The sequence below is a fragment of the Klebsiella sp. MPUS7 genome (assembly GCF_009905335.1).
In the GTDB taxonomy this organism is placed as follows: domain Bacteria; phylum Pseudomonadota; class Gammaproteobacteria; order Enterobacterales; family Enterobacteriaceae; genus Klebsiella; species Klebsiella grimontii.
On sequence record NZ_CP047604.1, the window covers coordinates 4,616,530 to 4,639,946 of the forward strand.

Below are 23,417 nucleotides of genomic sequence, written 5' to 3' on the forward strand. Positions count from 1 at the left end.
AGAATGAAATGATACCGGGGCGAAGTAACCGATTATCCGCAATACAGTAAGGCCGATTTCTGCATTGCGGATTCACAACTGATTCAGAATGAATTAACGGACGCGGCCCAGCTCGGCGGCGCGCATGGCGTCGTGGATCTCTTTTTCAGCCCCATTCTCGAGCGGCAGCAGCGGAGAGCGAACGGTGGCATGTTCAAGGATCCCTCGCGCAACCAACGCATGTTTAAGGGCCACGGTACCTTCCATGTGAGAACCGCGGTGGTAGACGCTTTTGGTCACCGGCAGCAGTCGATCGTGCAGCTGACGCGCTTTAACGTAATCGCCCGCTTTACCCGCCTTAATCATTTCAATTAACGGCTCAGGCGCGATATTACCGTAGCCGACCAGGAAACCATCCACATCAAACGCGGTATGCAGCAGATACTCATCGTGGCAGCTTAAGATTTGCAGATCCGGACGCTCGCGACGAATCACCGGAATTTCAGTATCCCAGCGGCGCATATTACGTACGCCATTTTTCATGGCAAATACGCCCGGCTGCGCGGAGATATCCAGCAGGGTTTTCAGGTTGTAGGTGGCTTTAGTGACATCCGGATACTGGAAAAGAATCAGCGGCAGGCCGCTTTCTTCATACACCACGCGGTAGCGATCCTGGGGGGCGCCATCCTGATAGCCAAAACGCAGCCAACCGTGAGAAGGATAGAGCAAACCTGCGGATGCCCCGGCGGCAACGGCGCGCTTCGCCTCCAGCGCAGCCACTTCGGTCCCTTCCCCGGTGATACCGGCAATGATAGGAAGCTTATCATCCACCGACTTCACAAATGCGCGGATCACATTCGCCTGCTCTTCCTGGGTCAGAAAAGTCCCTTCCCCCGCGTGTCCCAGAACCACCAGACCTTTCACGCCGTCGATGCTGCCGAGCCAGTTACCGAGACGCTGAATGGCATCATAGTCTACGCGTCCATCGCGAGTGAATGGTGTAACCGGAGCCGGAGTTAAACCTCTCAGATCGATGTTAATCATAAATATCCCCTTGATGAGTAAGCATTTGTTTGCAGTTAAGCGATGATTTGAAACGAAAGTGAAATCGTTTCTGCAATCGTTTTCACGTAATTGACATTGAACCTCAAAAATAAAACCGTCAACGCCGTGTTGGTTAAAAATGCAACGCAGATCACAAACTAAACAGCAATCTGCATCCGGGATGAGATCCGTTATACAAAATTCAACCCTCCCCGCTTTCTCCAGGAAAGCCGGGGAGGATCGCAGGCGGATTATTTACGTGGAGACGAGGTAGACTTACGGGGAATAAGAGAAGGCGTGGTAATCCGCATATTATTATTTATCTCTGGATTCAATAACATATCAACCGCATTGCTGGCGATATGCTCCAGCGGCGTTCTGACCGAAGTCAGCGCCACGGGCAGTCTGCTCACCAGCGGAATATCGTTGTATCCCACCAGCGAGAGATCTTCGCCAATCACCAGGCCCTGCTGGTGCGCGGCCGCCAGGACGCCAATCGCCAGTTCGTCATTGACGGCAAACAGCGCGCTTGGGCGGTGAGGCTGGCTGAGAATTTTCATTCCCTGCTGCTCTCCCGAGGCGATGTTAAAATCTGAATGGCAGCACCAGTCCGCTTCGATCCTGAGCCCGGCTTCCTGCATTGCCCGCTCAAAGCCCTTACGCCGGTTGCGCGCGTTGGAGGCAAAATCAGGGCCGCCAATCAGGCCAATATCGCGGTGACCTAAATCGATCAGGTGCCGGGTAGCCAGATAGCCGCCAAGCTCATCGTCGCCTACCGATGAGGGGCTAAAACCGTCGGTACGCAGCGCCAGTACGTGGGGAACATCCCGTTCACGCAGGGCTTGCGGCAACGGATCGTCCAGCCGGCAGGTGGACATGATCAGCCCATCCACGCGGCGATCCAGCAGCGACTCAACGGCGTTTTTCTCCTGCTCCTTGCTATCCCCGCAGGTCGCTACAATCGCGAAATACCCTCGTCTGGCCGCGGCCCGGGCTATCTCTTCGAAAAGCATGGCGGTGACGGCATCGGTTAGCCTGGGAACCAGGACGCCAAGCGTCCCGGTATCGCCGCGCCGCAGGCTGGAAGCAACATAGTCCCGACGGTAGCCCAGCTCTCGGGCAACCTGGCGAATTTTATCTGCCGAGGCGCTGCGCGAGGTGGGTAATCTTTCATCGAGTACCCGTGAAACGGTCGAGACGCTAACGCCCGCGGCGCGAGCAACATCCCGCATTGTCGCCAGCTTTTTTTCCGGCAAATCGTTCAGTTCACTTTCTTGATCCATCTGCTGCTCCAACTCATCAATGCGGGTAAAAATCCGTGTTGCCCGTTCAACGGATACCATCGTGCAAACCGTGGGGTTAAAGGATCTTACGTCAAACCTCGCCCGGACAAAAGGAATGGTGCTTCACTTTGCCTGGGTGCGCCCGGCAGGTCGTTCATTGACCCTTTTTATTCACTTTGCCCTGCGTTCACCGCTTCGTTTTTTTACCGGTTAGTTTTTTCAGATTGTGAACTGCTCGACAATTATACAACAGGCGCAATTGACTTAGCGGTGAATCCAGCAAAGGATTAACTGAAAGTGAAATCGATTGCAGTAACGTTACCACAAACGAATTCAGAGAGCATTATATGCAGCACGTCTTTGGATAAGGGTCCGTTGCCCTGTTGTTATTCAGAACCTTACGTGTATGCCCCAGACAACGTTTAACAGGGTAATACTATGTCAACTCAGGCCATTGCTTCAGATTACGCCGTTGCCAGCGGAACGGCGTCAACACCGGACGCGCTGCTGGCAAGACTGGAACGTCTGCCCATCACCCGGCGGCTGAAGGCGATCCGCGTTATCGTCGGCTTATCGACGTTTTTCGATGCCTATACCATTATTGCTATCGCTTTTGCGCTTCCCCTGCTCACCCAGGAGTGGGGCCTTACGCCGACGTTTGTCGGTCTTATTATTGCGGCCAGCTACGTGGGCCAGCTGTGCGGCGCGCTGTTTTTTGGTTCGCTGGCGGAAAAAATAGGCCGTATCGGCGTATTACGTATCACCATCATCATGTTCGTTCTGATGGATGCGGCGTGCCTTTTTGCCTGGAACGGCTGGTCAATTCTGATTATTCGCTTTTTACAGGGGGTGGGTATCGGTGCGGAGGTTCCCGTTGCCAGCGCCTATATCAACGAATTTGTCGGAGCAAAGAAGCGCGGGCGTTTCTTTTTGTTGTATGAGGTGATTTTCCCTATCGGCATGATGTTTGCGGGCCTGGTCGGGTATTTTCTTGTGCCTATCTATGGATGGAAGGTCATGTTTTTAATTGGCTTAGTTCCCTCAGCGCTGACCGTTCCACTGCGCTGGCTGATGCCTGAATCACCGCGCTGGTTGGCTGCAAAAGGTCGGCTGAAGGAAGCGGACAACGTCGTATCGACGCTAGAATCTGAGGTGATCAGGCGTGGGATGACGTTGCCCGAACCTGAAATAAAAGCCCCCGCGGTGCAAAAAGCGGCTCCGGAAGGGGTTAAGGCCCTCTTCGGCGGTATTTATAAATCCCGCACCTTTATGCTGTGGGGGCTGTGGCTGACGGTTTACAGCGTCAACAACGGAATGATCACCTGGTTCCCAACCCTTTACAAAACCTGGTTTAACCTCTCCCTCGATACCAGCCTGGCCTACGGCTGGATCACCTCCTCCTGCGGCGTCGTCGCTTCGGTGATCTGCGCCTTGCTGATCGACCGCGTCGGGCGCAAGCGCTGGTACACATGGGCCTTTTTACTGGCCGTCGTTCCGCTGATTGCGCTTTCTGTTCTGGGCGCAAAATCCGCCGTTGAAATTCTGATTCTGGGAAGCATGACCTACGCCATTCTTCAGACCATCGCCTTCTCGCTTTATCTCTATGCGGCTGAGCTTTATCCCACCCGGCTACGCGCCATTGGCACCGCGTACTCCAGCGCATGGCTACGCGCGGGGTCATCCATTGGCCCATTAATGGTCGGGTTTATCGTCAGCGGCTTCGGGATCCGTTTTGTGTTTGTCACTTTCGCGGTCATCGCGCTGATTGGCGGCTTGATTACGTGGATTTTTGCCATTGAAACCAAAGGGAAATCGTTAGAAGAGCTGTCGCCATAGACGGCCTGTGGCTCCGGGATTCGCGGAGCCACCTCTGACAGGAGGTCGGCGTAGTCGGCTGATTCAGCTGCGCCCTATCGGGAACACTTCATAGACCTGGCTCATCAACGGGCGGTGAAAAACATGAACACACTCATTAAAAGCGGCATGATGCTGCTGGCATTTCTCTATCCTTTACTGGCTCTGGCCAACGATACGCTTTTTTCTCCAACAGCAAAAAATATGACCGGAGAGTGGGGAGGCGTGAGGACGGATCTGCGTCAGCATGGCTATGATTTTACGCTGGAATATAGCGCGATGACGGCCACGAATATTTCCGGCGGTTACGATCGCGATAAAACCCTGCGCTACAGCGACCAGTATATTCTCGGCGTAGATATGGACCTGGAAAAGATTTTAGGTATTCGCGACGGTGAATTTAAAGCGTCGGTGAATAATCGTAACGGGCGAGATCTGACTCAGGATCGGCTACAGGATCCGCGCGCGCCGGTAATAGGCTCCGGTGTCCAGAGTAACTACGGGCGGGGGCAAACATGGCACGCGACGCAGTTTTGGTTCAAAAAAAGCGGGTGGGAGAAGAAGCTGGATATCAAGGTGGGACTGATGCCGCCAGGAGAGGATTTTGATAATAACGGCTGCTTTTTTCAAAACCTGTCGCTGTGCGGTTCTTTAGCCGGACACGGCAGCGGCGTCTGGTATAACACCCCTATAGGCCAGTGGGGTGGCCGCGTCAAATACAGCCCTACCCCAGCGCTATACGTCCAGGCCGGGGCGTTTCAGTACAATCCTAACTACGCCACCCGCCACGGAAGCTTCGAGCTCGATGGAACCGGGCATCTGGGGTACATGTACCTTTTTGAGCTGGGATACTCACCCACCCTCGGCGCGGCAAAACTCCCCGGCATCTGGAAACTCGGGGGCTGGTATAACACGGCGGAGGCCAACGATGTGCTGGATGATGACAATGGCGACCCCTATGTCCTCACGCACCAGGCCGCCCGGCGACACGACGGCCGCTACGGAGGTTATCTCTATATCAGCCAGCAAATTACCCACTCGAGCAGCCATCGACAAAATGGCCTTAGCCTTTTCGCGCATATGGCAATGAATGATAAAGATACAGCGACAATGGACTATCAGATGCAGGCAGGCGCCATTTATAAAGGTCCTTTCGCCAGTCGTCCGCAGGACTTTATCAGCTTCGGCGTCAGTAAAATGCACGCCAACGACAGAGTCGCCCGTCGGGCGCAGCTCCTGAACCAGATGCGGGGGATCGAGGATTACGATAATCCCCTGTATGTCCCGGTTCGCAAAGCCGAGTACGCCGCAGAGCTGCATTATAGCTTCCGCGTTACGCCCTGGCTGACCGTGCGCCCTAACCTGCAGCTGCTGGCCCACCCGGGAGGAAGCGAGGAGATTAAAAACGCGTGGGTGATCGGCAATCAGGTGACCGTGAAATTCTGATAACACGGGCTCCGCCGTCAGGCCTGACCCAAGGTGCCCTTTCCTGCGGTTCTGAATCCCCCTGCCCCGGCATAGCCTTGCGGCTATGCCGGGTATTTCAACTACCGCTTGATTAACGCAAACACGCCCCAGCCAAAATACTCACGCGTCCAGGTGACATGGCGTTTTGGCGCCATCGTCAGCTCCGCCCTGACTTCTGACGCAAAGTCATCATCGGGGTTTTCCTCTAACCAACGGCGCAGGGTGAGCCATTTCGCCGCTTCGTAGCGGTCCCAACCTTCCTGGTCCGCCAGCACCATTTCGACGAGGTCATAGCCAAGCGCATCGTAAGAGGAGACCAGGTCGGGAAGCGTCAGAAAGTCGGCGAGCGAAGAGGCGCCACAGGCCTGTGCTATCTCTTCCGTTGCCGGAATCTTGCGCCAGTACGGTTCGCCAATCAGCAGCATACCGCCGGGTTTGAGGCTTTTGCTCAGCAGCGCGATAGTTCCGGCGACGCCGCCACCGATCCAGGTCGCACCAACGCAGGCGGCGATGTCGCATTTTTCCTCGGCGACGTACCCGGCGGCATCCTGATGAATAAAGGTTACGCTGTCGGCAACGCCGAGCTCTTCTGCCCGCTGCTGGGCCTGCTGGCTGAACAGCGCGCTCATATCAACGCCGATACCGTGAATGCCGTGGTCGCGCGCCCAGGTACAGAGCATCTCCCCGGAACCGCTGCCGAGGTCGAGTAGGCGGGTTCCGGCCTTCATCCGCAGCACGCGGCCAAGGGCGGCATATTTTTCCGGCGTAAACGGGTTATGGATGCGGTGAGCGCTTTCACTAATGGTGAAAATACGTGGGATATCCAATGGTTGAATTCCTTTTATGGGTGTTGCACAAAGAGAATCGGGAACGTTTTTTTCGGCCAGCAGCGCGTACAGCTTGCCGGCAAAGGTTTCGCTGACCGGCCATTCCGCCTCATACGGGCGGGTAATGGTGGTCAAACCCGCCGTACGCAGCAGGTCGAGATAGCCGTCATCGCGCCATGCGGTCATCTGGCTGCCGAAGCGCGTCACCTTGCCGCTCTCTTCAATCGCCATGAACAGCGTAGAGCTGGTTTGCGCCGCCGGATCCCAGGCGTGCTCGGTCAAAAGCAGGTGCGGAACATCCAGAAACAGCCCCTGCGGACAGCGCTGCCAGCCGGGCTCGGCCATTCCCTGACGTTTAACTTCGGCATAGGTATGAACCTCGATGAGCAGCTTTCCCCACGGAACCAGCCACTGCGCGCAGCGGTTGACCAGCGAACGGGCCTCAGCCGCGCTGAACACATTCAGTTCACCGAAGGTCATCATGATGAAATCAAACGGTGTTTCCGGCGCGTAGTCGCGAACGTCCTGCTGGTGATAGGCAATATCAAGCCCGGCCGCCTGAGCCTGCTGGCGGGCCCAGGCGATCGACGCCGGTGAAAAATCCACGCCCGTACAGCAGAAGCCGCGCTCGGCCAGCAGGCGGGTGTAAAAGCCCGGCCCGCAGCCGAGGTCGAGAATGCGGGCGCCGGCGGGTAGCTGTCCGGCAATCCACGCCACCTGTTGTTCGATAACCGCCTGCCTGCGGCTGGCCCAGTCGTGCTCCTGCGACAGATGGTTCTCTAGCATACGCTGGCTAAACGCCGGGTCATCCCAGGGGATTTTGCGCTCCCGGGATGACAACACGATATGCCTGGAACCTGTAATAATCGTGCCAATAGTCATCATCATTTCCTTATTGATTACTCGCGCCAGTGCTCGGGTTTCATTAACGCCCGGGCGCACTGTATTTGACCCGTTCGTCCCAGCGGCTGAGATGAAAGCGGCTGCAGCATCCAGCAGGCTTTGAGCGCCTCGGGAATGGGATAAGGCGCCGGATAGCCTTTATCTCCCGCGCATGGCTCAAACCCATGCCTGGGGTAGTAAGTGGCGTGGCCCAGAACAAATACCGTCTGGCTTCCCATGGCTTTCAACTGCTCAATGCCGTGCCGGATAAGCCCTCCGCCAACGCCCGCGCCCTGGTATTCCGGCACCACCGCAAGGGGAGCAAGGATGTGCATCATCGGCGAGTCCGGCTCCCCTTTGAACGTCGCCCGGGTGAATAAAATATGCCCAACCGCCTTTCCGTTATGCCTGGCCAGCAGCGATAACGTCGGGCAGGCGCTCTCATCGTTGAGCAAATCGGCCACCAGCCTGGCCTCTTTGCTGTAGCCGAAAGCCCGGGTTTCGACATGGAGAATGTCATTGGTATCGCCTTCAGAGGCGACATGAAAAGTGAAGCTGTGGTTTGTCATCAGAGGCTCCTTAGCGATTATCCAGCTGTGCGCGGACATTATTCAGCCCGGTGGTATTGATGCGATAGGGCTGTCCGTTGACGGACTTAATCAGCTTTTTGGTTTTGAGTTTTTTGAAAACGGCGAGCGTGCAGTCGCTGAGCAGGAGCCCTTCGCGGCTGTAGCATTCAACAGAAGTGACGCGGCCTGATGCATCGCGAACGTGCGCGATCCGGCCACCTTTAGCGAGAACGTGTAAGGTACGTTGTTCCTGACGGGATAGATTCATACTGAAGAAACCTGTTCATCATCATGCGTAAAAACGAGCCAACACCCGCAGGTGTTCGCGTAAGGTTTAAGCGCAGCGATAACCAGTCCGGCCTGAAAAGGTCGGGAAACTGATTATCTAATGATGACATTCTCCAGCATCAAAGCCTCGGTGAGAGTTAAAAAGGTATTTACCAGCGAAATGATAACACGCAGTTTTTATATGGAAATCTTTATAGTCAAAAAGTGTGATCTGCGGCGAGTCCGCACGCTTTCTGATACTTATGGTCGACATGTTGATGCCATTGGTTAACCATTTATCAAGACGTGACGCACGGAACCTTATACCCTTCTGAGCGTCAGCAGAATCTACAGGCGCTACTCAACGGGGCTGAAATGAAGTCGGGCCTTTCACTTATGCCATTAGCGAATCTCCATCACATTTTGGTTTACCAATTTACCTTTCATGGTTGACTTGTTCGACCAATTGGAGGAATTTATACGCCATATCGTCTGGTTTCTCCTCCGTTACGATGGTTGACCGGAACCGACGCTCCCATCAAAGCAGCGGCCTGAAGCAGGTCAACAACGTGAAGAGGTTAAGCATGGAACAGACATGGCGCTGGTATGGCCCTAACGATCCGGTCACTTTAGCTGACGTCCGTCAGGCGGGCGCGACCGGAGTGGTTACCGCCCTGCACCATATCCCGAACGGCGAAGTGTGGACGGTTGACGAGATCCTCAAGCGTAAAGCCATCGTGGAAGAAGCCGGCCTGGTATGGTCGGTGGTCGAAAGCGTACCGATTCACGAAGAGATCAAAACCCATACCGGCAACTACGCGCAGTGGATCGCTAACTATCAGCAGAGCCTGCGCAATCTGGCCCAGTGCGGTATTCGCACCGTGTGCTACAACTTTATGCCGGTCCTCGACTGGACCCGTACCGACCTTGAGTACGTCCTGCCGGATGGCTCCAAAGCCCTGCGCTTCGATCAGATTGAATTCGCCGCCTTTGAGCTGCATATCCTCAAGCGTCCGGGCGCGGAAGCGGACTACACCGCCGAAGAGGTCGCCCAGGCGAATCAGCGTTTCGCCGCCATGAGCGATGAAGATAAAGCGCGCCTGACCCGCAACATTATCGCCGGTCTGCCGGGCGCGGAAGAGGGTTATACCCTCGACCAGTTCCGCCAGCATCTGGCTACCTACAAAGATATCGATAAAGCCGCCCTGCGCGAGAATTTCGCTGTCTTCCTGAAAGCGATTATTCCCGTCGCCGAAGAGGCTGGCGTGCGTATGGCGGTGCACCCGGACGATCCGCCGCGCCCGATTCTCGGCCTGCCGCGCATCGTCTCGACCATTGAAGATATGCAGTGGATGGTCGACACGGTAAACAGCATGGCGAACGGCTTTACCATGTGCACCGGCTCCTACGGGGTCCGCGCCGACAACGATCTGGTTGATATGATTAAACAGTTTGGGCCGCGCATTTACTTCACCCACCTGCGATCTACGCTGCGTGAAGAGAACCCGAAAACCTTCCACGAAGCCGCGCATCTGCACGGCGACGTGGACATGTACGAAGTGGTGAAAGCGATTGTCGAAGAAGAGCACCGCCGTAAAGCGGAAGGCAAAGAGGATCTTATCCCGATGCGTCCTGACCACGGCCACCAGATGCTCGACGACCTGAAAAAGAAAACCAACCCCGGCTATTCCGCGATTGGCCGCCTGAAAGGGCTGGCTGAGGTCCGCGGCGTCGAGCTGGCGATTCAGCGCGCTTTTTTTAGCCGCTAATTCCTGACTGGCGGGGCCGACAGCGCCCCGCCTTTATCCCTTCGGTCGCCCGTTGCGGCCCACCCTGGAGTTTGCTATGACTGCCACCCTTGCCGACAGCAACCTGCCGGTTACACGCCCTGCGTGGGATCGTTCTCGCCTGGAATCCCGCATCGTTCACCTGGGCTGCGGCGCGTTTCACCGCGCGCATCAGGCGCTTTACACCCATCATCTGCTGGAAACCAGCGATAGCGACTGGGGCATCTGCGAAGTCAACCTGATGCCGGGCAACGACCGCGTCCTGATTGAGAATCTGAAAAATCAGCAGCTGCTTTATACCGTGGCGGAGAAGGGCGCTGACAGCACCGAGCTGAAAATCATCGGTTCAATGAAAGAGGCGCTGCATCCGGAAATCGACGGCTGCGAGGGCATACTGCGCGCCATGACGCGCCCGCACACGGCCATCGTCTCTCTGACGGTAACGGAAAAAGGCTACTGCACCGATGCGGCCAGCGGTCAGCTCGATCTGAATAATCCGCTGATTCAACACGACCTCGCTAACCCGGCGACGCCGAAATCCGCCATAGGCTATATCGTCGAAGCGCTGCGCCTGCGCCGCGAAGAGGGGCTAAACGCCTTTACGGTGATGTCCTGCGATAACGTTCGCGAGAATGGCCACGTGGCGAAAGTGGCGGTGCTTGGCCTGGCCCAGGTGCGCGACCCGCAGCTGGCGGCGTGGATTGAAGCCCATGCTACCTTCCCGTGCACCATGGTTGATCGCATCGTGCCCGCGGCGACGCCCGAAACCCTGCAGGAGATTGCCGACCAGCTTGGCGTCTACGATCCGTGCGCCATCGCCTGCGAACCGTTCCGCCAGTGGGTGATTGAAGATAGCTTCGTCAACGGCCGCCCGGCGTGGGACAAAGTCGGCGCGCAGTTTGTTGAAGACGTGGTGCCGTTTGAAATGATGAAGCTGCGAATGCTCAACGGCAGCCACTCTTTCCTCGCGTATCTGGGCTATCTCGGCGGCTATGAAACCATCGCCGATACCATGACCAACCCGGCCTACCGCAAAGCGGCTTTGGCCCTGATGATGCAGGAGCAGGCGCCGACGCTGTCGATGCCGGAAGGTACCGATCTACAGGCTTACGCCACGCTGCTGATCGCCCGATTCAGCAACCCGTCCCTGCGTCATCGCACCTGGCAGATCGCCATGGACGGTAGCCAGAAGCTGCCGCAGCGTCTGCTGGATCCCATCCGTCTGCATTTGCAAAATGGCAGCGACTGGCGTCACTTGGCGCTCGGCGTGGCGGGCTGGATGCGCTACACCCAGGGGATCGATGAACAGGGGCAACCGATTGATGTCGTCGACCCGCTACAGGCGGAATTCCAACAGATCAACCAGCGTTATCAGGAAGCGGAACGCGTCCCGGCGCTGCTGGCCATAAGCGGAATTTTTGCCCACGATCTGCCGGACAATAGCGAATTTGTCAATGCGGTAACCCAGGCGTACCAACAGCTGTGCAAACGCGGCGCCCGCGAGTCCGTTGCGGCAGTCAGGGCCAGCCTGTAATCACCCTCCTGTTACGGGTCAACTGAAGCATAATTTGGTTGACCCGTTTTGAGTATCCCCAGCCGAGAGAGATGCTAACCCTCCAGCCAAATGCTATAGTCAGCCACCGGGCTATCGCATCTCACAACATAACATCATGAAATCACAAATTTCTCAGCACAGACCCTATCAGGAAGTCGGCGCGTTGATCCGCGACCTGATCGTCAAGACGCCCTATCGCCCCGGCGATCGCTTACCGCCGGAGCGCGAGATCGCCGAGATGCTGGACGTCACCCGTACCGTGGTTCGTGAAGCGCTGATCATGCTGGAAATTAAAGGGCTGGTCGAAGTGCGCCGCGGCGCCGGGATCTACGTGCTCGATAACGCCGCCGGAGAAAGCGCGGCGGAGAGCGCGGACATGAACCACTGCAATGACGCCGGTCCGTTTGAACTGCTGCAGGCCCGCCAGCTGCTGGAAAGCAATATCGCCGAGTTTGCCGCCCTGCAGGCGACCCGGGAAGATATCATCAAAATGCGCCAGGCCTTACAGCTTGAAGAGCGCGAGCTGGCCAGCAGCGCGCCGGGCGGCTCCGAAAGCGGCGATATGCAGTTTCACCTCGCCATCGCCGAAGCGACCCATAACAGTATGCTGGTAGAGCTGTTCCGCCAGTCATGGCAGTGGCGGGAGAATAATCCCATGTGGATCCAGCTGCACCGCCATCTCGGCGATACCCACTACCGCCAGGAGTGGCTGGTGGATCATAAACGGATCCTCGCCGCCTTAATCAAAAAAGACGCCCGGGCGGCCAAGCTCGCTATGTGGCAGCATCTGGAAAACGTTAAACGGCGCCTGCTGGAGTTCTCCAACGTCGACGATATTTACTTCGACGGCTACCTGTTTGACTCCTGGCCGCTGGACAACGCGGACGCCTGACCCCTTCTGCAAACGCGCGGACATCGCCCGTCCGCGCGCCCCTTGCCGCTGCGCCGCAATCATTGATAATGATTCTCATTTTATTGTCGCTCTGCCCGCGCAATGGTAAAGTTACCCTATCTGATGACGCCCCCTTTCCGGTGCCGATAACCGCATGAACAAGACAACGACGCACGACGAACCCGCCCGCCAGGCGCCGAGAAAAACTTTCTCTGTCAGCGAGTTTATGGCGTTTGGTGAACGATACGGTATCGACTACCGCTTCCCGCTGCTGCGGCAAACGCCGGCCCCCTCGCACGCCAGCCCGGTACTGCGGGGAGAAGTGGAAGAGATGACGCTGCCCTGCGGTATGTGCGTCACCCATTCTGATGTTCAGGTGTTGCAGCCCTATGAGACCACCTCCCGCCACAGCAGCCCGCTCTATATGCTGGTGGTGCTGGAAGGCTGTGTCGCCCTGACCCTCAACGGGGAGCAGCACCTCGTCCGTTCCGGGATGGCGTTCACTTCGCGTCTTAGCGAACAACAGACGATGCGCGCCCGCCACGATGCCGACAGCCGGCTACGTACGCTCTCCCTCGGACTCTACCCGGACGGCGCGTGGCGCGACGGCCTGCTCGATTCATTGATGCGCGAATGGGAAAGATGCCAGACGCCAACGCTTATCTGGCAGATACCGGGGTTTCTGCTGAGCGGGCTGCAGTACGCACAGCAGAGTTCGCCTGGCCGCGTTTCCCGCCAGCTGATGCTGGAGGGGCTGATTCTTCAGCTGTTCGGTCACGGGCTGAGCGTATGCCAGGACGAAAGCGCGAAGCACGTCGCCCCGGCGGGCGGCGAGCGGCAGCGGCTGGAGAGGGTTCGCCGCCTGCTGGAGCAGTCGCCGGAAAATGACTATAGCCTCAATGAGCTGGCCCAGCGGGCGGCGATGAGCTCCAGCAGCTTGCGCAGCAAGTTTCGCCAGACATACGGCTGCTCGGTCTTCGACTACCTGCGCGACTGCCGCCTGGCGCGGGCAAGAGGCTATCTGCTTGAAGGATATAGCGTACAGCAAGCGGCCTGGATGTCGGGCTATCAGCACGCCACCAACTTCTCTACGGCTTTTCGTCGGCGCTACGGCATCTCGCCCTGCGATGTGCAAAAGGTGGGCTAATCCATTTTTCCCTTTTTTGCGAAAAATAGTTAGCGGCTTTGGCAGCGCGCATACGTATCCTGGCATTGCGCATAGCTATAGAGAGCATCAAAAAGGTAATAATTCTTATTAACAATTAGAAATGCCTTTGGAGATGTTCATGTTTGCGAAAACTCGCCTGGCGCTGCTGGTGGGATGGGTGACCGGCGGCGTCGCTTTCCCCCTGCTGGCCCAGGAAACAACTAAAAACGAAACCATCGTGGTCACTTCGCAGATGCAGAGCGGCGCGACCAAAATTGCCACGCCGGATATTGAGACGCCGCAGTCGGTGTCCATTATCACCCGCGAGCAGTTTGAAGAACAGGGCGCGATCAGCGTCCGCCAGGCCGTGAGCTATACCCCCGGGGTTTACAGCAACCAGATTGGCGCCTCCAACCGCTTTGACTATATCGTCCTGCGCGGCTTCTCCGACGGCAGCCTGGATAACGTCTATCTCGACGGCCTGAAAATGATGGGCGATACCAACTCGCACAGCTCGCTGGTGGTCGATCCGTGGTTCCTCGAAAATATCGAAGTGGTGCGCGGCCCGGCCTCGGTGCTGTACGGCCGCTCTTCGCCCGGCGGCATCGTCGCCCTCACCTCGCGTAAACCCTCATTCGATCCCGGCGGTGAAATCAAGCTGTTTGCCGGGAATAACAACCAGCGCGGGGCGGCGTTCGACGTCACCGGGGCGCTGGACGATAACGATCGCGTGGCGGCGCGCTTAAGCGGCATGACCCGCTATGCGGACTCGCAGTTTGATACCTTAAAAGAGCAGCGCTACGCGATCATGCCCAGCCTGACCTGGCGCATCACCGACCAGACGCGACTTGATTTAATGGCCTATCTACATCGCGATCCGGAGGGCGGCAGCCACTCGGGCCTCCCCTATGAAGGCACCGTGGTGCCGCACAATGGCAAGAAAATCGCGAATACCTTCTTCGAAGGCGAAGATGATTACGACAAGTACGATCGCCGCGAAAATATGGTCGGCTACAACTTCGAGCATATGTTTGATAACGGCTGGTCGGTGCGGCAGAAGCTGCGCTACCTGCATACCAAAGTTGAACTGAATCAGGTGTATGCCGCGGGCTGGCTGAACGAAAGCGAGCTGAACCGCGGCTATTCCGGCTCGGACGAAAAGATGAACGCCATCACCCTTGATAACCAGCTCGACGGCAGCGTCGATACCTGGGCCGTCAACCATCGCCTGCTGATGGGGATCGACTATCAGGACCGCAGCAACGACACTACCGGCTACTATGGCGCATTTCCGGCTATCGACGCCTTTAATCCGGTCTACGGCGCGAAGCCGGATTACATCACCATGTACAGCCGCGAGAAGCACAAGCTGCGCCAGACCGGCTACTATCTGCAGGATCAGATGTCCTGGGAGCGCTGGCGCTTCACCCTCGGCGGGCGCTACGACCAGGTCAGCGTGTCGAATATCGATAAGCTCAATCAAACGCGCAGCGATCTGGATAAGAACAACTTCAGCACCCGCGCCGCGCTGCTGTATCTGTTCGACAACGGGTTTGCCCCGTACATCAGCTACTCTACCGCCTTTACGCCCACCAGCTTCGCCGATGAAAACGGCAACGTGCTCGATCCGATGAAAGGCAAGCAGTGGGAGGCCGGGCTGAAGTATGAGCCGGAAGGAATGAACAGCCAGTTCAGCGCCTCGGTATTCCGCATCAATCAGACCAATATCGCCACCAAAGAAGAACCGACCGATCCGTATCGTTCGATCGGCGAAATTGAGTCGAAAGGGGTGGAGCTGGAGGCGATCAGCCAGCTAACGGACAGCTTCCGCCTGCAGGCCGCCTATACCTATACCGACATTCGCTATAAGAAAAGCAGCCCGGAAGAGCAAGGCAAGCGCGCCGTCTACGCGCCACGCAATCAGGCCAGCGCCTGGCTGAGCTACGATGTGAAAAGCGGCCCGCTGGATGGCCTGACGCTCGGTTCCGGCGTGCGCTACGTCAACGGCATTACCAGCGATCGCCTGAATACGCACACTCTGCCGTCCTATACGCTGGTGGATATGGCGATTGGCTATGACCTGTCGAAGGTGGGAATTAAAGGCCTCAGCGCCCAGCTGAACGTCAATAACCTGACCGACAAGAGCTACATTGCCGCCTGTAACTCGCTCTCCTACTGCTACTTTGGCGCGGAGCGCAGCATCGTCGGCAGCGTCTCCTGGAAGTTCTGATAACGTTAAAAAGCCCGGAGTTTTGGCTCCGGGCCGCCGGTTAATCTTCCGCTTTATGGGCCCACGCGGGCATGGCCGTTAAATAACGCATCGCCCGCTTGCGTGATTCCACGGGCCCGACCTTCTGCCAGGAATCGAGGTACTCGGCCAGGCCGGAAACGGCATCCTCCCAGGACTTAAGCTTCCCCTCGCTATCGCAGCACCAGGCGCAATAATCGTCGCTTGCGCTTTTCGCACCTTCGGCGGACATCGGCATTCCACAGGCCTGACAAAACCTTTCTTGCTGTGACATAGAGCGCTCCTTTCTTGCCAGTTGAGCATAAAAAATACCGCATTTTTTGCACAATAACGTACCGCCAGTTCAAATAACCGTAAATTAAAGGTGGTTATTGCGGCCGAAAAACGCCCGGCGCCCGGTTTCCTCAACGCGTTCGACTACACTAAACAGGGACAAATGTTTGACGCCGCTGGGTCTGCCGGGAGTATCAGTCCCCGCCGAGCCGGACGCATTCACTGCTAAAACAGATTAAGACAGGACGCAATCATGCAACTTAACGACCCTACCCTTTTTCGCCAGCAGGCAATGATTAATGGACGCTGGCGCGACGCCAGCGGCAAAGAGACTCTCGCGGTGACCAACCCCGCCAACGGCCAGCCGCTGGGCAACGTACCCAAAATGGGCGCCGGGGAAACCCGTGAAGCTATCGATGCCGCCGCCCGCGCGCTGCCCGCATGGCGCGCCCTTACCGCCAAAGAACGCTCCAGTATCCTGCGCCGCTGGTTTGAGCTGATGATGGAACATCAGGACGATTTGGCGCGCCTGATGACGCTGGAACAGGGGAAACCGCTGGCGGAAGCAAAAGGCGAAATTAGCTACGCCGCCTCCTTTATCGAGTGGTTTGCCGAAGAGGGCAAACGCATCTACGGCGACACCATTCCCGGCCATCAGGCCGATAAGCGGCTGCTGGTGATTAAGCAACCGATAGGCGTGACCGCCGCGATCACCCCGTGGAATTTCCCCTCGGCGATGATCACCCGCAAGGCGGGCCCGGCGCTGGCCGCAGGCTGCACGATGGTGCTCAAGCCCGCCAGCCAGACGCCGTTTTCCGCGCTGGCGCTGGCGGAGCTCGCCAACCGCGCCGGGATCCCCGAAGGGGTATTTAACGTCGTTACCGGTTCGGCCAGCGAGGTCGGCGGTGAGCTCACCGGCAACCCGTTAGTGCGCAAACTCTCCTTTACCGGCTCGACGGAAATTGGCCGCCAGCTGATGGAGCAGTGCGCGAAAGATATCAAGAAAGTCTCGCTGGAGCTGGGCGGCAATGCGCCGTTTATCGTTTTTGACGACGCCGATCTCGATAAAGCCGTCGAAGGCGCGTTGGCCTCCAAGTTTCGCAACGCCGGACAGACCTGCGTCTGCGCCAATCGCCTGTACGTCCAGGATAGCGTTTACGATCGCTTCGCCGAAAAGCTTCAGCAGGCGGTCAGTAAGCTGCAAATTGGCGATGGCCTGCAGCCGAACGTCACTATCGGGCCGCTGATTGACGAGAAAGCGATCGCTAAAGTGCAGGAGCATATCGCCGATGCGCTGGGCAAAGGCGCGCGGGTAGTAACCGGCGGGAAAGTCCATGAGCTGGGCGGTAATTTCTTTCAGCCAACGATTCTGGTGGACGTCCCCGGCGATGCGAAAGTGGCGAAAGAAGAGACCTTTGGCCCCCTCGCCCCGCTATTCCGCTTTAAAGATGAGGCAGATGTTATCGCTCAGGCCAACGACACCGAGTTCGGCCTCGCGGCCTATTTCTACGCCCGCGATCTGGGCCGCGTTTTTCGCGTCGGCGAGGCGCTGGAGTACGGCATTATCGGGATTAACACCGGCCTTATCTCCACCGAGGTCGCCCCCTTCGGCGGGGTTAAATCTTCCGGCCTGGGTCGGGAAGGGTCGAAGTATGGGATAGAGGATTACCTGGAAATCAAATACATGTGTATTGGGATTTAGCCGATGAACGCGCCAGCCCCCGCTGGCGCGGATGATTTCACCCGCGATCGCGGATCGGCCGGAACATGAAGCCCGCACGGCCGCCAGTTTGCCCACCGAGCCTCTGTTACTCTTAAATCCGGATCATCATTCATTATGCTTAATGGCAATGATAAAAAGTTATCGATTATCAGTCATGGACAGGTTCGACATAAGATTAATCGTAGGCTACAATAATCAACGCCAATCTAAAGCTTAATTTTTCAATAGATTCATAGAGATAAATTCAGCTTTAAAGAAGGACAGGACATCATTTTATTGACTATAAAACGAGCAAAAAGATGACGGATAGTACCATTAAGATTTACAATGCCCGCTATAGCAAGCTGATGAAGCTAATGGATTTTTTTGCCGTCAACCTGTTTATTTTCGCTTATTTAAAATACTTTTTCGTCGAACCCTCAACGGCCTCTCTGTTCCTGGGAATAATATATTCACTTATTTTTATCCGGGCTAATGAACACTTTCAGTTATATTCCGGTCAGTTCAAGGGACAATATTTAAAAAAATTAACCAAGCTGTTCTTCAGCGTCTGTATTAGCGGACTGTTGTCATTTTTATTATTCGTAAGCGCCGAACTATTGCTGAACAATCACGCCAGCACAAACGCGGTGCGGTTGGCTGAAATAATTGTGCTGTGTTCGATGGCCATATTTATTAGCATGTTTCTTATTCGCGTTATCTCCAGCCGCTATTTTTTCAAATCCAGACTCAAGGTGGCTATTTTAGGCATAACGCCGGCCGGACTGGCCATCGAGCAGGCGCTGTTTAAGGAGTATACCCACGACGGGATAGACATTACCTTCTTTGAGGACCGCGCCGTTCAGCGCGACAGTCGCCTGCTCAGCATTGAGAAAAAAGGCAACTCAAGAGACCTGCTGGCGCTGGCGAAAGCCGGAGAAATCGATGAAGTCTATATTGCCCTGCCGATGGTCGCCCAGCAGCGTATCCGCCAGTTCCTGAACGAATTTTCCGACACCACCGTGGACGTATTCCTGGTGCCGGACCTCTTTTCCTACAGCTCACATATTTCTCAGCTGCGGATGTTCGGCAATATTCAGACCATCAGCATTTTTACGTCGCCATTTGAAGGCGAAGGCGCGGTGCTCAAGCGTATCGAAGATATCGTGCTTGGCGCTTTTTTTACCCTGGTCAGCCTGCCGGTGATGCTGGCGGTAGCGATCGGCATTAAGCTGACTTCGCCGGGCCCTGTTCTGTTTAAACAAAACCGTTACGGCCTGAACGGTAAACAGATCCCCGTCTGGAAGTTCAGAACCATGCGCGTAATGGAGAACAGCGCGGTAGTGACCCAGGCGACGCGTAACGATCCGCGCATTACCCGCTTTGGCGCTTTTTTACGCAAAACCTCGCTCGATGAACTGCCGCAGTTTTTTAACGTGCTGCAGGGAACCATGTCGATAGTGGGTCCACGCCCTCACGCAGTGGCCCACAATGAGCAATATCGTCTGTTGGTGGAAAATTACATGATCCGCCATAAAGTGAAGCCCGGCATTACCGGCCTGGCGCAAATTCACGGCTTTCGCGGCGAAACCGACACGATTGATAAAATGGAAAAACGTATTCAGTACGATCTGGAATATATTCAGTCGTGGTCGCTGCTGCTGGATATCAAAATCGTTTTTTTAACGTTTTTCCGCGGATTTGTGGGGAAAAATGCGTTCTGAACTCACTTTCCTCGCGGGTCTACTGGCGGTTCCTTACGCATGGGCGGACCTGCAGGCTAAACCACATACCGGTGTGGCTGGCATCGATTTCGAGAGCCAGGTGGGTTATGACGTCGGTTACAATGACAACGTGACCTGGCAACGCTACGGCGGCAATGAAATCGGCTCCGCTTATCAAGGCGTGAAGCCGATTTTCAAAGCCATCGGCGAGCGCTACGAAGACCGCTATTTACTGATGTACTCCGGCGATTACCGCCGCTACGCCAGCGATAGCGCAGATAACCGCGACAACCATTTTTTTATGTTTAACGGCAAGTGGCGCTTCGGCAGCATGCACGGGCTGTCGTTGGATCTCGATGAAACGTTCGGTCATGAAGAGCGCGGCCGCGATACCACCGAGGGGTTTCTCCCCGAGCAGTTTACAGAGTTTGGCATTAATCAGCCTATCGCCACGCGCTTCTTTAACAGCGAACTGCGCTATAGCTACGGCGCCCCGGAAGGGCGCGGCAAAGCAGAAGTCGCGCTCATGCACAAGCAGCTGCGCTTTCGCAATCTCGACAGCATCGAGGACGCCAGCGCCGACTTTCATTACTACATGCACGATCAGGAGTGGCATGAAAACAGCCTGGTCGCCGAGCTGTTTGATCAAAAAGCCAAAACGCTGCGCTATCGCTATAGTTTTATCACTAACCAGCGTCGCTATGAGCTCAACCCGTTAAAAGACAGTAATGAATACTATCTATTGGTCGGCATGAAAAACCGCCTTTCCGGCAAGACCGAGATCCACGGCAACGTTGCCTGGCTGTATAAAGATTTCATCCATAACCCCGACTCACAGGGATTCAACGGCCTGAACTGGGATATTAACGCCGACTGGAAACCGCTCGAACAGATAAAGCTCAACTTACACAGTTCGCAGCGTATTAAAGATCCCACCGACTCCGGCGGCTATATTCTGGTATCAAATTTCGGTGTGGGGTATGAGCACCACTGGCTGGTCGACAGATTCTCCACTCTGGTTGATTACTCTTATATTACAGAGGATTACAAGCACCAGACCAACGGACGCAAAGATCAATCAAATCTCGTGTCGCTCACCTTCAACTACGACTACCGTCCATCCGTTAATTTTCAGCTGAAGCTGCAATGGAACACGATGCATTCTAATAAAGAAAAAGATGCCTTTTATATTGGCCCGGACTATGACCATGAGGTCGAGCGCACGCTGGGCTATAACGACTCGGCCATTATTTTTATGACGCAGGTACAAATATGATCCTTACCTATGGAAAACGGGCGATTATTCCTCTTCTGGCGCTATGGCTGGCGGGCTGTTCGGCTCCCCAGCAGACGATCCGAACGCCGCCGGACGCCGTTTATCATCTGGATCAGGGCGATGAGATCAATATCGCGGTTTCCGGCGAGCAGGATCTCACTATGCGCGTAAAAATCGATAATAGCGGCAGCGTTGATTATCCTTATATAGGCTCGCTGATGCTGAAAGGAAAAACGCCGGAACAGGTCGGCAACGAAATTGCCGATAAGCTGCGCGGTAGCTATCTACAGGCGCCAATGGTGACCGTGAGCATTGCCGAATACCGGAAGATTTATCTGTTAGGCGAAGTCAAAAAACCGGACGGCTACGCATGGGAACCCGGCTTAACGGCGGAAAAAGCCATTGCGCTGGCCGGCGGGTTTACCGATCGCGCCGATCGCCACGACATCCGCATTCGCCAGTTTCGCGGCGGTAAACTGCTGGAAAACGTCGCCGCCGACTCCGCCGTACAGGCTGGGGATACCATTATCATTGGCATGAGTTTCTTCTGATATGGCAATTTCATTGGTTGAAAATGGAAAGAAGAAAGAAGGCTTTATCGACTTCACGCCTTATTTCAACAAAATTAAGCACAAGCTCATCTGGTGCCTGGTGGTGGTCGTGGTGGCGGCAGCGGCGTCATGGATCCTGACGCGCTTTATGTCATCCAGCTATACCGCAACCGCGACGGTGCTGTTTAAAGCGCAGCCGCAGGACGTCACTCCCCTGCCGCGGCTGGAAAACTACGATTCCACCCGCAGCGATTACTATGAAACCAAATATGCGCTGATGGGCTCACGCGTGGTGCTTGAGGCTGCAGTGAAGGCGATGAAGTTGGAACAAGACCCCGAGTTTAACGGCGGGGATAATCTTGATCTGGCCACGCGCGTCAATAACGCGGTTCGCGCACTGCAAAAAAACCTGACCATCTCCGGCGTGCGCACCACGCAGCTGGTTTCGGTTTCCATGGAAGCGAAATCGCCGCAAAAAGCCGCCGATATCGCCAACGGCGTGGCGCAGGCGTTTATCGATTACAGCCTGGCGCAGAAGCAAAAAACCTTGCTTCAGGCGCAGGGCTGGAACGAAAAAATGATGGACGATCTGCGCGCTAAGCTCGATCGCCAGAAAGCCGATATCGATGATTTTCTTAAACAGAACGGCCTGCTGACCTTCCGCAGCATGGATGGCTACGAGACCGAGCGGCTGGGCATCGTGATTAACCATCTTGCCGACGCCACCCAGCGCCGTCTGAAAGCGCAAACGGTATGGGATAAAGTGCGCCGTCAGCAGGGGAAACCGCCGGAAGCGATCATCTCGCTGCCGGAAATTTCCGGCCATCCGCAGATTCAGGATTTGCGCATCGCGCTAATCCAGACCCGGCGTAACCTGTCGGAAGCGGCGAAACACTACGGTCCTAAGCATCCGAAATATCTTCAGGCCCAGGCCCAGCTACAGGTCGTCAACGGGCAGATAGGCCAGGTGTTGGGCGAACTGCTTAACGGCTTACGCCAGCAGTATCAGATTACGCTGGACGATGAGCAGCACTACCAGAAGATGCTCGACGACCAGAAAGCCGATTTCCAGGCGCTGGGGGCCAAGCGCGACAAATACAACACCATGATGACCGCGCTGAACAAAACCGAGGAGCTGTATAAATCGCTGTATCAGCGGGCGAATGAGCAGAAGCTTTCCGAAACTTTTTCGGTTCCTGACGAAGCGATCTACGATGCCGCCGTGCCGCCAAATCAGCCCTCTAAACCGCAGCGCGGTCTGCTTATCGTGATGGCGACCCTGATGGCGCTGGCGCTGTATATCATGTACCTGATTGTCAGCACCGCGCTCGACAAAACGGTGAACAGCATCAGCGAACTCAAAGCCAAAACGGGCCTTGATGCCAGCGGGGAGTTTCCGCTGCTGCCTCAGGCGAACAGCGCGCAGCTGACGTTCCAGAATCTGCTGTACGCCGATATGATCCACAGCCTGCGCCTGGCGCTGCTCGGCCAGACTGAGTCACGCGGTACGATACTGGTGACCTCGGCGCAGACCCATGCCGGCAGCAGCCTGATAGCTGAACTGTTGGCGTGGTCGGCCAGTAAGTCAGGCAAAACCTTGCTCATCGACCTGGATTATCTGGCCAACGCAGGGCTCTCCGCGCGCTATCCGCAGCATAAAACAGGGTTCAGCGCGCGTCTGGAAGACCGCTGCGCCACGCCGCAGGCGGTCGTTTCTCTGGCCGACAATCTTGATTTTATGCCGCGCGGCGAACTGAACGACTCGACGCTGCTGCTGTTAACCTCGCAACGGCTCCCGGCCCTGCTGACCACGCTGCGGCAGACCTACGATTCGCTCATTCTTAATGCGCCATCGCTCGGCCTCGCTCAGGACGGCCTGCTGCTGGCCCCGCACGTCGATATCTCCCTGCTGGTGGTGAAAGCCAGCGAGCAAGCGTCCCGCGTCCGCGACGCGCAAAGCCGTCTGCACGCCGCTACGCCAACGCCTGTCGCCATCATGCTTAACCAGGTGAAAGAAGAGAACCTGGAGACTCAGGAAGGCAAACGCCTGCCGGAGCGCGGCATGGGTGAACTGATCTCACCGAAGTAGC

The 23,417-nt window shown here is 56.2% G+C and carries 18 protein-coding genes and 1 pseudogene; 12 read left to right on the plus strand and 7 right to left on the minus strand.

Annotated features, from left to right (window positions below; genetic code table 11):
- Positions 1–93 precede the first annotated feature (93 nt).
- Together GUC22_RS21565 and GUC22_RS21570 are read right to left on the minus strand one after the other, a co-directional pair.
- A complete protein-coding gene (locus GUC22_RS21565; protein ID WP_004129307.1) occupies positions 94–1,023 on the minus strand; it encodes a dihydrodipicolinate synthase family protein in 930 nt (309 codons plus the stop codon).
- A gap of 251 nt (positions 1,024–1,274) precedes the next feature.
- Positions 1,275–2,306, minus strand: a complete 1,032-nt coding sequence (locus GUC22_RS21570; RefSeq protein ID WP_004129304.1) for a LacI family DNA-binding transcriptional regulator — start codon at positions 2,304–2,306, stop codon at positions 1,275–1,277.
- Between the two features lie 438 nt (positions 2,307–2,744).
- On the opposite strand from GUC22_RS21570, the gene GUC22_RS21575 reads away from it, so the two are divergent.
- A complete protein-coding gene (locus GUC22_RS21575) occupies positions 2,745–4,142 on the plus strand; it encodes an MFS transporter (RefSeq protein WP_024359118.1) in 1,398 nt (465 codons plus the stop codon).
- 123 nt (positions 4,143–4,265) lie between these two features.
- Entirely contained in the window at positions 4,266–5,606 is a 1,341-nt protein-coding gene (locus GUC22_RS21580) for a carbohydrate porin (protein ID WP_024359119.1), read from the plus strand.
- Between the two features lie 101 nt (positions 5,607–5,707).
- Here the strand turns inward: GUC22_RS21580 and GUC22_RS27470 are convergent, their stop codons facing one another.
- The 4 genes and pseudogenes from GUC22_RS27470 to GUC22_RS21595 form a co-directional block, all read right to left on the minus strand.
- Positions 5,708–6,454: an SAM-dependent methyltransferase gene (locus tag GUC22_RS27470; RefSeq protein ID WP_227673677.1), complete on the minus strand. Its 747-nt coding sequence runs from the start codon at positions 6,452–6,454 to the stop codon at positions 5,708–5,710.
- A 408-nt stretch (positions 6,455–6,862) separates the two neighbouring features.
- A pseudogene (locus GUC22_RS27475) lies at positions 6,863–7,342 on the minus strand (class I SAM-dependent methyltransferase); the annotation flags it as partial.
- A gap of 11 nt (positions 7,343–7,353) precedes the next feature.
- The gene (locus GUC22_RS21590; RefSeq protein WP_004132606.1) at positions 7,354–7,905 is read right to left on the minus strand and encodes a GNAT family N-acetyltransferase; all 552 of its coding nucleotides are present in this window, start codon (positions 7,903–7,905) and stop codon (positions 7,354–7,356) included.
- Between the two features lie 10 nt (positions 7,906–7,915).
- Positions 7,916–8,173 carry a YjhX family toxin gene (locus tag GUC22_RS21595; protein ID WP_004132607.1) on the minus strand — a complete coding sequence of 86 codons (258 nt, stop codon included), beginning with the start codon at positions 8,171–8,173 and terminating at the stop codon, positions 7,916–7,918.
- 583 nt (positions 8,174–8,756) lie between these two features.
- Between GUC22_RS21595 and uxuA the strand changes: the two genes are divergently transcribed.
- From uxuA to foxA, 5 genes are all read left to right on the plus strand, one after another.
- On the plus strand, positions 8,757–9,941 hold the full coding sequence (gene uxuA / locus GUC22_RS21600) for a mannonate dehydratase (RefSeq protein WP_049085652.1): 1,185 nt from the start codon (positions 8,757–8,759) through the stop codon (positions 9,939–9,941).
- Positions 9,942–10,017: 76 nt separating this feature from the next.
- Positions 10,018–11,493, plus strand: coding sequence for a fructuronate reductase (locus GUC22_RS21605; protein ID WP_160183766.1), 1,476 nt, complete (start codon positions 10,018–10,020; stop codon positions 11,491–11,493).
- A gap of 136 nt (positions 11,494–11,629) precedes the next feature.
- On the plus strand, positions 11,630–12,406 hold the full coding sequence (gene uxuR, locus GUC22_RS21610; protein WP_116944170.1) for a Uxu operon transcriptional regulator: 777 nt from the start codon (positions 11,630–11,632) through the stop codon (positions 12,404–12,406).
- Positions 12,407–12,560: 154 nt separating this feature from the next.
- The gene (locus GUC22_RS21615; RefSeq protein ID WP_004132613.1) at positions 12,561–13,553 is read left to right on the plus strand and encodes a helix-turn-helix transcriptional regulator; all 993 of its coding nucleotides are present in this window, start codon (positions 12,561–12,563) and stop codon (positions 13,551–13,553) included.
- Positions 13,554–13,674: 121 nt separating this feature from the next.
- Positions 13,675–15,783, plus strand: a complete 2,109-nt coding sequence (foxA, locus tag GUC22_RS21620) for a ferrioxamine B receptor FoxA (RefSeq protein ID WP_098067474.1) — start codon at positions 13,675–13,677, stop codon at positions 15,781–15,783.
- A gap of 40 nt (positions 15,784–15,823) precedes the next feature.
- Here the strand turns inward: foxA and GUC22_RS21625 are convergent, their stop codons facing one another.
- Entirely contained in the window at positions 15,824–16,075 is a 252-nt protein-coding gene (locus tag GUC22_RS21625) for a zinc ribbon domain-containing protein (RefSeq protein WP_004133790.1), read from the minus strand.
- A gap of 252 nt (positions 16,076–16,327) precedes the next feature.
- On the opposite strand from GUC22_RS21625, the gene gabD reads away from it, so the two are divergent.
- The 5 genes from gabD to GUC22_RS21650 all read left to right on the plus strand — a co-directional run bounded on the left by gabD (position 16,328) and on the right by GUC22_RS21650 (position 23,416).
- Positions 16,328–17,776, plus strand: a complete 1,449-nt coding sequence (gene gabD, locus GUC22_RS21630) for an NADP-dependent succinate-semialdehyde dehydrogenase (protein ID WP_049088527.1) — start codon at positions 16,328–16,330, stop codon at positions 17,774–17,776.
- A 320-nt stretch (positions 17,777–18,096) separates the two neighbouring features.
- Complete coding sequence (locus GUC22_RS21635; protein WP_004133794.1) at positions 18,097–19,500, plus strand: undecaprenyl-phosphate glucose phosphotransferase; 1,404 nt, start codon at positions 18,097–18,099, stop codon at positions 19,498–19,500.
- A complete protein-coding gene (locus GUC22_RS21640) occupies positions 19,490–20,776 on the plus strand; it encodes an outer membrane beta-barrel protein (RefSeq protein ID WP_004133795.1) in 1,287 nt (428 codons plus the stop codon). The genes GUC22_RS21635 and GUC22_RS21640 overlap by 11 nt, the downstream gene beginning before the upstream one ends.
- A complete protein-coding gene (locus tag GUC22_RS21645) occupies positions 20,773–21,327 on the plus strand; it encodes a polysaccharide biosynthesis/export family protein (RefSeq protein WP_024359125.1) in 555 nt (184 codons plus the stop codon). The genes GUC22_RS21640 and GUC22_RS21645 overlap by 4 nt, the downstream gene beginning before the upstream one ends.
- A gap of 1 nt (position 21,328) precedes the next feature.
- Positions 21,329–23,416, plus strand: coding sequence for a GumC family protein (locus GUC22_RS21650; RefSeq protein ID WP_160183767.1), 2,088 nt, complete (start codon positions 21,329–21,331; stop codon positions 23,414–23,416).
- The last annotated feature ends 1 nt before the right edge of the window (position 23,417 follow it).